We start from the raw sequence: 10,601 nt of genomic DNA on the forward strand, positions 1-10,601 counted from the left end.
TGGCGTCTGCTCACTTACGACGACCTCGTTGTCATTCTCAATGCTGATGGAAATGAAGATGGAATAAAAGGGGCTCGTGCTCAGGGTTTTGGCGGCTACAACACCACTGGGTATAGCCTTTTGGGTGCGGGGTATAGAAAGAATGATGGATCTTTTAAAGATATAAATGACGGGACCTATTGGATGTATCCCTTAGAACATGAAACTAATGTTACAAGGGTAAGGTCGAGCTATACGTCTATCCATCAAACAGCTTTTGCTGGCTTGGGTGTAAATGATAAGTCATATGGAGTCTCCGTCCGTTGTGTTAAGTCAAAATAAAATTTATAAGTAAGATTACAAAATGAATATGAAAAAAATAAAGAAATCCGTCAAGAAGTCCACCAAGAACAACTACCGTATTGAGGCTCTTGAACCTCGCCTGATGATGGATTTTGCGGTATAAATTCCACATTCCATATTTCACATTGCTTGGTTTGTTGGTGGTGAAAATTTTTACAGGAGATAATGGTATGAAGTGTGTCAAGGGTTTTGGTTTCTTGTGGGTGGCGGTGCTCGCGGCAATCTTCGCCCTTTCCGCCTGTGACGACTCGTCGTCGGCAAGTTCCGACGAAACGGGTGTTTCCAGTTCGTCGGTAGAGTCGTCTGATTCGAGTGTCACCCTGAGCGGAGCGTCAGCGGAGTCGAATGGGTCTAGTAACGAAACCAAAGACAAGTCATCTAGTAGTGAGAATAAGTCTAGTAGTTCCGCGAAAGAAACAAAGAACTCGTCCGACTCCAAGAGTTCAAGTTCTGTGTAGTCGGGTGAATCTTCTAGCGGCAAGAATCAGGATGTATCTAGTTCGTCGGTGAGTTTGTCTTCAAGCGAAAAGCAAAGCAGTAGTTCCTCCGAGAAACAGTCTAGTTCAAGTTCTGTCTTGCCTAAATCCAGTAGTTCCGTTTTTGAAGTTGACTCTTCCAGATTATGCACGCCTGGGTATGATTATTGTTATCGTCCTTTGGGAGCAGATAGTTTACAGGCGGGAGCGTATAAAAAATTTAAGGATACTCGCAATGGACGAGAGTATTTCTATTTGACAATAAATGGTAAAGATACAAGTGGAAAAAAGGCTTCTGTAACGGTATTTGCGGAAAATCTGAATATAGGTGAAATGGTTGACGGTTCAGAAAACCAATCGGATAACGATAAAATAGAACGTTACTGTTATAACAATGATACGACGAACTGTGTGGAGTATGGTGGGCTTTACCAGTGGGCGGAGATGATGAACCTTCCGTTCGAATGCAATAGTAAGAGCTGTGCCGACTCCATTAAGCCGAATCATCAGGGAATTTGCCCAAAGGACTGGCGTCTTATGACATATAATGACTTTTATATTGTAGTTCACGCAGATGGAAATGATGCGGGTGTGAAAGGTGTTAGATCAATGGGTTTTGGCGGCCTTAACTATACGGGGTATAGTTTGATCGGTGCGGGAATGAGGCTCTATGATGATGGGGTATCATCTTTTATTGATATAAATGAAGCTGCATATTGGTTTTTCCCTACAGAAAAAGAAAATAAGACAACATGGGCAGGTGTGGCTTTCACTATCAAATCAATTCAAAATTTTGATAATGGTTATGGACCGAAGATTGATGGATATCCAGTCCGTTGTGTAAAGATTGACTAACGAATTCATAATAAGGATGACATATGGCCAAGAAAAACTACAATCACGGAATGAACAATTTCAATATTGAACCCCTTGAACCGCGCCTACTCATGGCTGCCATCGAATAATCATCCCACACCCCACACTTCACATTTCACATTGCTTCTGCGTTAGGGGGCGTCGCACCTTTGTGGCGAGACGCGCAAGCGGCTCGATGAGCCGACCCCGGATCAGGTCCGGGGTGACGAGAGGCGAGCAGCACCCGCCCCGGCCCCCCCTTCGGCAGGCTCAGGGACCTGGCCGGGGAACGCCCAAGGAAGGGCTTAATCCGTTGGGGGCTAATCCATGCCAAGAAGCCATCTTGAGACATCGACGATTCTGATTCCTTCGTACTGGGTCGTTTCGTGGTTTGTTCTCGCGATGAGCATTTTGGGGTATGCGTCTTTTATTCCGAGCAGCGGGGCCGTTTCCCTTTCAAAAGTCTTCTTGTCCGAGATGTTGTCCGATACCTGGATATACAGCTTTTCGTCATGTTTCATTGCTACAAAGTCGATTTCTTTCTTGTATAGGACTCCGACGTAAAGTTGGTAACCCCTTCGAAGTAATTCCATGGCAACCATGTTTTCGTACACGTGGCCGTAGTCCATGTTGCGGGTCCCGAGTCTTGCGTAGCGGAACGAATGGTCGCTCAAGTAGTATTTGTCTTCCGTGGTCAAGTATCTTTTTCCGCGAATGTCGAATCTTCGGATTTTGTAGAAGGCGAATGCCTTGCATAAATAATCGATGTAAGAACCTATGGTTTTATGGTTCGTCTTGTCGCCTGTGGTGCTGATTGTCTTGGCGACATTTCGGATGGAGGTGATGTTGCCGACATTGTCCATCAAAAAGTCAATCAGTTTTTCAAGAAAGACCTTGTTCCGAATCTTGTATTTTTTGACGATGTCGCGGATAACCAACGTGTTGAAAACATCTTCGTTCACGTAACGGAACTTTTCGCTTTCAGTCTTGTATAAGAAGGAACCCGCCATCCCCCCTTCTTTAAGGTAGGATTCGAACGAGTCTTCCATTTTTTTCGGCTTGTAGTATTTTGTGTATTCCGCAAACGAAAACGGGAAGACGGGTATCTCAAAAGTTCTACCCGTAAAGAGCGTTGCCAGATCGCTACTAAGCAGGAATGCATTTGAGCCGGTTACATAGATGTCGAATTTTTCCGTGGCGTGCAGGCTGTTCAAAGCCTTTTCGAACGAGTTGCAAAGTTGAACTTCGTCGATGAACAGATAGTTTGTCTTTTTAGGCTTGTACGCCTGTTCTGCATATTCTTCGAGTGCGGAATAGTTCTGTAATTTTTCAAACTTCGTCAAGTTGAAGTTGATCTTGATGATGTTTGCCTTTTTATCATTTTTTGCAATCCATTCTGCAAAGGATTCTAATAATTTTGATTTGCCGGAACGACGGATTCCGGTTATCACCTTGATGTCGGGTGTACCCCTGACATTTTTCAATGTGTCCAAATACTCTGTTCTTTCAATCAGTTTCATTTGTTGACTCCCGAATTTATATTTCCCAAAAATAAAAATATATAAAATTTGGGAAATTGTCTAGATGGCCCTGGCCGGGGAACGCGTCGGCCTTTCTGTGCCGAATATGACCTATTTTGCCCAAAATCACAGATTTTATTTTGAAGAAAATGCCTAAAATCACTAGTTTTTAAGTGAATAATTTGCCGAAATTCACTATTTTTTGATGCTTTTGCGTTAGGGGGCGTCGCACCGCAATTTGTATATTTTAGTACAATGAAGCGTATTAAACAAAATATTCTGTCGATGATTGCGGTCGCGTTGTTCGCGATTCTTGCGGCCGTTGTCGAAGGTTCTTTTGTTTACGATTACGGAACCGAAATGGGGCGGGCTTCGGAATATGGCAAGGTCTCCGCCGACAATGTGCATGCCGAAAGTCCGCTGTTCCTGTTGCGGGAATCGACTGCCGAGGCCATGCAGTTTACACGCAGGTCGGGCCAGCAGGTGTCCTTGCGTGCATCGCGCGGCAACGGCCTTCAAGGAGTCGGCGGACGCAGTTCGGCAACGTTCAAGCAGGCTACGCCATTTCCGACTAAGATCGCGCGGCCAACTGTTTGCGCCCAATGCGGCTTCCCCTTGCCGCTAGTTTATCAGAAATCAAAAGAGTATTACGTTTATACGCTAGAGCGAATGCTCTGTTAGCAAGTTCTTTCTCCAAGCCTTAAACACTAGTAAATGGCCGCGGCCCTTACCGGGTTGCGCGACATCATTCATTTCAAAAAAGAGAAAGAACATGGAAAACATTTCCAAGATGGAGATGGCTAACGCCCTCTTCAACAAGCCCTATATCAAGACCGAAAAGAAGTTTTTCGGTTTCAAGACCAACGTCACCTACACCAGGACGAATTCGCCCGTAGTGGGAACTTGCCTGGACTACAGCCCTACGGAGGGCCAAAAGGTCAAGGAAATTGTCGAGGCTTCTCCAAGCGCCCTGGACGCGGTCGTTCAAAAAAATGGCCATCCGAAAACAAGCGACAATGGAAACTACCGGCTGAATCTTTGCTATTCGCAGGACCGCGAATTTGCGGCACTGCAATTGCAGCATTTCTCGGGATTCGAGTACCATAACGTAGGTGGAATCCGTTTTGTCGAAGGCGACGAGGCGCATAAACTTCTCGCCGTTTTCGTGAAATAAACGGACATATCGTCAAAAAGGCTCCCTCGGAAAAACGAGGGGGCCTCGTTGACAACGCGTTAGGGGGCGGGGTACGCCCAATAAATGGCTAAATTTCGAAAATTATTTAGTAGGAAAATTATTTTTCTGCTAAATAATTTGTTATATTAGGGGTATGGAATTCCTAGATCGTGAAGAAGAATCGAAAAGGCTGAAGGCGGAACTCTCCCGGAAGGGGGCGTCTTTTGTCGTTGTCTATGGCCGTCGCAGGTTGGGCAAGTCCACCTTGTTAAAGCGCGTCTTGAAGGAAAACGATATCTATTTTATGGCGGACCGTTCGGAAGAATCCGCCCAGCGCCGTTTCCTGGCCATGGCGATTGCAGTCCGGTATGAGGGTTTCGATTCCGTTGCTTACCCCGACTGGGAGTCGCTTTTTAGGGCTTTCAACTACAGGTGCGCGAAGGGTTCTACGCTCTGCCTGGACGAGTTCCCGTATCTTGTGAAATCCTGCGAGATGTTGCCCTCTACGCTGCAGAAGTTGCTGGACGAAAAGTCCTTGAACTTCAACCTGGTGATTTGCGGCTCGTCGCAACAGATGATGTTCGATGTCGCTCTTGACGAAAAATCGCCTTTGTATGGGCGTGCCCATGAAATTCTCCGGTTGAAGCCTATTCCGGTTTCTTACTTGCCTTCTGCGTTGAAAATTTCGGCAAAGGAGGCAGTTTCTGAATATGCCGTTTGGGGCGGAGTGCCCCGCTATTGGGAACTGCGTGAACGGTATCGGAGTTTCATGTCGGCCCTGAGGGATTTGGCCCTCTCTCCCTTGGGCGTCCTTCACGACGAGCCTGTGCATATTTTGCGCGACGACATGCGCGACCTGGTGCAGGCGTCCACACTTCTAGGAATCATCGGGAACGGCGCGAACCGAATTTCGGAGATTGCAGCGCGTGCCGAAAAGAATGCGGCGACTTTGAGCGCCCCTTTAAAAAGGCTCGTGACCATGCAGCTTGTTGATCGGGAAATCCCTTTCGGTGAAAATCCAAAAAATAGCAAGCACGGCATTTACCACTTGTCCGACCCGTTCATTAATTTCTATTACCGGTTTATTAGCCCGTATCGTTCGCTGTTGGAACTGGGGCGTATTGATTACGTGGAAGAAATCGTCCAACAGCATTTCCCTGAATTTGAAGGTTTTTGCTGGGAACGCCTTTGCCGGCAGGCGGTTAGCGGGCAGGTTGTCGGTGGCGAGATGTTCAATGTGGCTTCCAGGTGGTGGGGCAATGTCGGCAAGTCAGAGCGGATCGAAATCGATGTCGTTGCCGAAAGCATGGACAAGAAAACGCTACTTGTCGGGGAATGCAAATGGACGAATGGCGAAAATGCGGGGCACCTGCTTGCTCATCTGAATGAGCAAGTCCAGAAATTGCCGTTCGCCCACAAGTATAGAAAAATCGTCCCGGTTCTTTTTTTGAAAGAAAGACCTCGCGACAAGACGGATGGAATAGTTTTTTTGCCGGAAGATGTCCTTAGAATTATTTAGTAGGAAAATTATTTTTCTGCTGAATAATTTATTTTGCCCAAATCTACCATAAAATGCCTACATTTGGCAAGTTATAACTCCTATATGTCCCAAGTTGAGTCATATAGGAAATTTTTGACGGAAAACCTTGAAAAAAGTTGTTTTTCTGCGTTATTCTGGACTTTTGTTTTTTTTGTTTCCTAAATTTTACAATGGGGGGGGGTATGGACTTTGGCAGGGGCATTACCTATATTTAACAAGATAAACTATAGACGGGGATGTTTTATGAAGAAGTCTTTCCAGCGTGTCATTGCGACCCTGAACTTGTTTCAGGGGAAGCAATCTCTAACCATCTTCTTGTTGGCGGCATTCTTCGCGCTTTCGGCTTGCGATGACTCGTCGTCGGCAAGCGATGATGAAACTGGTGTTTCCAGTTCGTCTGTAGAGTCGCCTGATTCGAGTGTCACTCTGAGTCCTTCGACAAGTTCAGGACAGGCTCCGGAGTCAGCGGAGTCGAATGGGTCTAGTGACGAAAATATGGAAAAAGACAAGTCGTCTAGTAGTTTCAAGGGCTCAGAGCCTGTCGAAGTATCAAGCAGTTCCACAAAAGAAACAAAAGTCTCTTCTGATTCCAAGAGTTCCAGTTCTGTGAAGTCAGATGATTCTTCTAGCAGCAAGAAGGATACGTCTAGTTCATCGGAGAACTCGTCTTCAAGCAAGAACCAAAGTAGTAGTTCTTCTGTGAAACAATCGAGTTCTAGTTCTAATCTTGTTCAATCATCAAGTAGTAAAGGTAATCCATGGGGAACTTCTGCGGAATGGGGCCCTTTCAACTGTAAAGCAAATGGGGGATGCTTGGAATTTACTGATGATAGGAATGGTCGGGTGTATAAATATTTAAAGTTTGATGGGAAAAAGTGCCTGAACTTTAATGACAAAGGAAAATGTACGGACGAAAAAGATACTTCCATCTATGCAATGGTAGAAAACTTAAATATTGGGAAAATGGTAGATGGAGCACAGAATCAAAATGTTGATAACGAGATAGAAAGATATTGTTATGATAATGATACGCTGATATGCCACTACTATGGAGGCCTTTATCAGTGGGCGGAGATGATGGGCTTCAATGACAGCTGCAATACCAAGAGTTGTGCTCACTTGATTCAAGAAAATCACCAAGGAATTTGCCCAGACAAATGGCGCCTGTTGACATACGAAGATTTTTATATCATTCTGAATAGCACTGGAAACAAACATGGAATAGAGGGCTTACGGTCGTCGTTTGGTTGTGGTGGATATAATGAAACAGGTTTTAGCCTTGTATGTGGTGGAGAAAATTGGGAATATGCATATGATAATTTTGATGAGGGCGTATATTGGTTTTATCCAGAAGAAACTGATTCGAATTTGCTTAAAGCGAGTGGTTCATATACAGGTCTATCAATGACAACCGTTAGAAAGGGTTCTTATAAAAAAACACATGGTTTTTCGGTTAGATGTGTTAAAGCTGAGTGATTTTTTTACGGGTAAAAAGTTTTTCACCAACAAAGGGTCGTTATGTCAAAGAAACAACAGAGAAAAAGTCTAAACAAGAACAACTACAAAATCGAGGCGCTTGAGCCTCGTTTGATGATGGATTTTGCGGTATAAATTCCACATTCCATATTTCACATTGCTTGGTTTGTGGGTGGTGAAAATTTTTACAGGAGATAATGGTATGAAGTGTGTCAAAGGTCTTGGTTTCTTGTGGGTGGCGGTGTTCGCGGCATTCTTCGCCCTTTCCGCCTGCGATGACTCTTCGTCGGCTAGTTCCGATGAAACAGGTGTTTCCAGTTCGTCTGTAGAGTCGTCTGATTCGAGTGTCACCCTGAGCGGAGCGTCAGCGGAGTCGAATGGGTCTAGTAACGAAACCAAAGACAAGTCATCGAGTAGTGAGAATAAGTCTAGCAGTTCAATAAAAGAAACGAAGAACTCGTCCGACTCCAAGAGCTCCAGTTCTGTAAAGTCTGGAAATTCTTCTAGTAGTAACAAGGATGTGTCAAGTTCATCTGTTCGTTCGTCTTCAAGCGGGAATCTCCAGTCTTCTTCGAGCAACAAAGACTCCAGCAGCAGCACAAAGTCCAGCAGCAGTTCGGTGAAGTCGAGCTCGTCTTTTGAAGTAGATACGGCTAGGCTTTGTACTCCAGATTATCCCTTTTGCGATCGAGCGCTGAGCGGAGATAGCATTCGCTCTGGTGCGTATAAGCAATTTATAGATGAACGCAACGGACGCAAGTATTACTATTTGACAATCAATGGCAAGGACAAGAATGGGCTGCCTGCTTCGGTGACGGTTATGGCTGAAAATCTGAATGTTGGAGAAATGATTGATGGTTCAAAGGATCAATCGGATGATTCGAAAATTGAGCGTTATTGCTATGATAATGACACCACGAATTGTGAGGAATATGGTGGGCTTTACCAATGGGCGGAAGCGCTGCAGTTGTCGAGCGAATGCAATACCAAGAGTTGTGCCGCCCAGATAGATCCCGACGGTGATGGGTTCCACCAGGGAATTTGCCCGAAAGGCTGGCACTTACTGACGTATGACGAATTCTACATCGTTGTTCATGCCGATGGAAACGTTAATCCCATTGTGGAAGGAGTGCGAGCCATGAGTTTCGGTGGACATAACTACAGCGGGTATGGCCTGATTGGCTCGGGATATCGAACAAATGAAGGACAATTTGAAGAATTAAAAGAAACTGCTTATTGGTTTTATCCTTCAGAGCACACAACTCGTTTTACAAGAGGTGGAGCTGGCTGTAATAGTAAATCGGATACAGGTTTTTATTTGGGATATAATGATAAAGTGACAGGCAATTCCATCCGTTGCGCTCGAAATTAACTTTTTACTGAAATCTCTTTACATTGGGTAAAAAAATGGATAAATGAAATTGTAAAAAAGGCTCTAGCCGTAATAATTTCAAAATTGAACAGCTCGAACCCCGCCTGATGATGGATTTTGCGGTATAAATTCCACATTCCATATTTCACATTGCTTGGTTTGTGGGTGGTGAAAATTTTTACAGGAGATAATGGTATGAAGTGTGTCAAGGGTCTTGGTTTCTTGTGGGTGGCGGTGCTCGCGGCATTCTTCGCCCTTTCCGCTTGCGATGATTCGTCGTCGGCTAGTTCCGACGAAACCGGTACTTCCAGTTCGTCTGTAGAGTCGTCTGATTCGAGTGTCACCCTGAGCAGTAGTGCCAAGGTCACTGAACCCGCCGAAGTGACCGACGACTCCAGCGACAGCAAGGACAATCCTTCTTCGGCAGGAACATCGACCAAGTCCAGCAACTCTAGTTCTTCAAGTGTCACCCCGAGCGATGTCGAGGGGTCTAGCAAAACCGCTTGGGATTACTTGAATCCGGACATCGATTATGGAGAGTTTACCGATGAACGTGATGGACAGATTTACAAGACGGTGACCATCGCCCCCGCGGGCACTGGCTATTCCGAGGTGTGGATGGCCGAGAATCTGAACTTTGAGACGGAAAACAGCTGGTGTGGTGGTGGAATCGGAACTACAGAAGGCGATTGTTCTGTTTACGGTCGTCTTTATACCTGGGCTGCTGCAGTGGGCAGGGCGGAGGACGAGTGCGGCTACGAGCATACGTGTGGCCTAGGCTCGGGAGATATTCGTGGTGCATGCCCCAAGGGCTGGCATTTGCCCAGTCAAAGCGAATGGGAAGCCCTGATTGTGGCCGTTGACGGTTCCATTACGGAATATACGTCTTCAAATACGGCGGGTTCCAAGCTCAAGTCCGCGGCTCGCTGCTGGTCGTCGTACAGCGGCATCACCATCGAGGATGCCTTCGGGTTCTCGGCGCTTCCTGCCGGCTTCAGGAACCACGTCATTGGGAATTACAACTCCAAGGGCTATGGCACGGACTTCTGGAGTTCTACTGAGGAAACCATCTACTACGCGTACGCCATGGAGTTGTATTACCGCAACGACGGTGCGGACCTGTTCAACGACGGCAACAAGAACAAAGGGTTCTCCGTCCGTTGCGTCAAGGACTCCGATTAACCCGCCGATAAACAATCATTCCACATTCCATATTTCACATTGCTTGGTTTGTGGGTGGTGGAAATTTTTACAGGAGATAATGGTATGAAGTGTGTCAAGGGTCTTGGTTTCTTGTGGGTGGCGGTGCTCGCGGCATTCTTTGCCCTTTCCGCCTGCGACGATTCGTCGTCTGCCTCTAGCAACGGACCGGATGAAAATGCCGCGGTCGATTCTTCATCTTCGGTCTGTAAAGATTGTGATGACGAATCAAGTAGTTCTGCTAAAAAGATTGAATCCTCTGCTGAGAAGGGTGTTGAATCATCGGATGATGCTGAAACAGGCAAGTCTTCTTCAAGTAAGGGAAAGGGAACAAGTAGTAGTTCTGTGAAGACAGATGATTCTTCTAGTAGTAACAAGGATAAGTCCAGTTCGTCGGTCAATTCTTCGTCAAGTGTCAAGTCTAGCAGCAGTTCTTCCGTGAAGCAGTCTTCGTCGTCAGTTGCTTCGAGTAGTAGCGAATATATTCCCTATAATCATGCAGGGCCTCTTTTGGCAGATAGTTTGAATAGCAACGCTTATCAGAAGTTTCTTGATTCGCGTAATGGACGTAGTTACTACTATTTGACGATTAACGGCAAGGATGGCGCATCTGTTACGGTGATGGCCGAAAATTTGAATATAGGTG

At 45.8% G+C, this 10,601-nt stretch carries 14 protein-coding genes and 2 pseudogenes; 14 read left to right on the forward strand and 2 right to left on the reverse strand.

What is annotated here, in order from left to right; all coding sequences use genetic code 11:
* The 5 genes from B9Y58_RS14995 to B9Y58_RS15210 all read left to right on the forward strand — a co-directional run.
* On the forward strand, nt 1-321 hold a 321-nt coding region (locus B9Y58_RS14995; RefSeq protein ID WP_233247997.1), incomplete at its 5' end, for a fibrobacter succinogenes major paralogous domain-containing protein.
* A gap of 28 nt (nt 322-349) precedes the next feature.
* Entirely contained in the window at nt 350-445 is a 96-nt protein-coding gene (locus B9Y58_RS14475; protein ID WP_158278377.1) for an LEPR-XLL domain-containing protein, read from the forward strand.
* A 67-nt stretch (nt 446-512) separates the two neighbouring features.
* Nucleotides 513-800, forward strand: a complete 288-nt coding sequence (locus B9Y58_RS14480; RefSeq protein WP_143154732.1) for a hypothetical protein — start codon at nt 513-515, stop codon at nt 798-800.
* A 54-nt stretch (nt 801-854) separates the two neighbouring features.
* The gene (locus B9Y58_RS14165; protein WP_158278378.1) at nt 855-1,673 is read left to right on the forward strand and encodes an FISUMP domain-containing protein; all 819 of its coding nucleotides are present in this window, start codon (nt 855-857) and stop codon (nt 1,671-1,673) included.
* 50 nt (nt 1,674-1,723) lie between these two features.
* Nucleotides 1,724-1,783, forward strand: a complete 60-nt coding sequence (locus B9Y58_RS15210; protein ID WP_369827996.1) for an LEPR-XLL domain-containing protein — start codon at nt 1,724-1,726, stop codon at nt 1,781-1,783.
* Between the two features lie 210 nt (nt 1,784-1,993).
* Here the strand turns inward: B9Y58_RS15210 and B9Y58_RS14175 are convergent, their stop codons facing one another.
* Nucleotides 1,994-3,193, reverse strand: a complete 1,200-nt coding sequence (locus tag B9Y58_RS14175; RefSeq protein ID WP_072810374.1) for an ATP-binding protein — start codon at nt 3,191-3,193, stop codon at nt 1,994-1,996.
* Nucleotides 3,194-3,478: 285 nt separating this feature from the next.
* On the opposite strand from B9Y58_RS14175, the gene B9Y58_RS14180 reads away from it, so the two are divergent.
* From B9Y58_RS14180 to B9Y58_RS14190, 3 genes are all read left to right on the forward strand, one after another.
* A complete protein-coding gene (locus B9Y58_RS14180; RefSeq protein WP_143154733.1) occupies nt 3,479-3,874 on the forward strand; it encodes a hypothetical protein in 396 nt (131 codons plus the stop codon).
* Between the two features lie 91 nt (nt 3,875-3,965).
* Nucleotides 3,966-4,367, forward strand: a complete 402-nt coding sequence (locus tag B9Y58_RS14185; protein WP_073058351.1) for a hypothetical protein — start codon at nt 3,966-3,968, stop codon at nt 4,365-4,367.
* Between the two features lie 154 nt (nt 4,368-4,521).
* Nucleotides 4,522-5,886 (forward strand): ATP-binding protein, encoded by a 1,365-nt coding sequence (locus B9Y58_RS14190; RefSeq protein WP_073058352.1) that lies wholly within the window; start codon nt 4,522-4,524, stop codon nt 5,884-5,886.
* A gap of 308 nt (nt 5,887-6,194) precedes the next feature.
* On the opposite strand, the gene B9Y58_RS14675 is transcribed toward B9Y58_RS14190, so the two are convergent.
* Nucleotides 6,195-6,584, reverse strand: coding sequence for a hypothetical protein (locus B9Y58_RS14675; RefSeq protein ID WP_073058353.1), 390 nt, complete (start codon nt 6,582-6,584; stop codon nt 6,195-6,197).
* Nucleotides 6,585-6,720: 136 nt separating this feature from the next.
* Between B9Y58_RS14675 and B9Y58_RS14680 the strand changes: the two genes are divergently transcribed.
* The 6 genes and pseudogenes from B9Y58_RS14680 to B9Y58_RS14210 form a co-directional block, all read left to right on the forward strand.
* Nucleotides 6,721-7,383 carry an FISUMP domain-containing protein gene (locus B9Y58_RS14680; RefSeq protein WP_158278379.1) on the forward strand — a complete coding sequence of 221 codons (663 nt, stop codon included), beginning with the start codon at nt 6,721-6,723 and terminating at the stop codon, nt 7,381-7,383.
* Between the two features lie 42 nt (nt 7,384-7,425).
* Nucleotides 7,426-7,518 carry an LEPR-XLL domain-containing protein gene (locus tag B9Y58_RS15215; RefSeq protein WP_109639838.1) on the forward strand — a complete coding sequence of 31 codons (93 nt, stop codon included), beginning with the start codon at nt 7,426-7,428 and terminating at the stop codon, nt 7,516-7,518.
* 67 nt (nt 7,519-7,585) lie between these two features.
* The gene (locus B9Y58_RS14200; protein WP_143154734.1) at nt 7,586-8,755 is read left to right on the forward strand and encodes an FISUMP domain-containing protein; all 1,170 of its coding nucleotides are present in this window, start codon (nt 7,586-7,588) and stop codon (nt 8,753-8,755) included.
* Between the two features lie 77 nt (nt 8,756-8,832).
* A pseudogene (locus B9Y58_RS15220) lies at nt 8,833-8,883 on the forward strand (LEPR-XLL domain-containing protein); the annotation flags it as partial.
* 67 nt (nt 8,884-8,950) lie between these two features.
* On the forward strand, nt 8,951-9,937 hold the full coding sequence (locus B9Y58_RS14205) for a fibrobacter succinogenes major paralogous domain-containing protein (protein WP_085534956.1): 987 nt from the start codon (nt 8,951-8,953) through the stop codon (nt 9,935-9,937).
* Between the two features lie 84 nt (nt 9,938-10,021).
* A pseudogene (locus B9Y58_RS14210) lies at nt 10,022-10,601 on the forward strand (hypothetical protein); the annotation flags it as partial.

The organism is Fibrobacter sp. UWB15, assembly GCF_900177705.1.
GTDB lineage: Bacteria > Fibrobacterota > Fibrobacteria > Fibrobacterales > Fibrobacteraceae > Fibrobacter.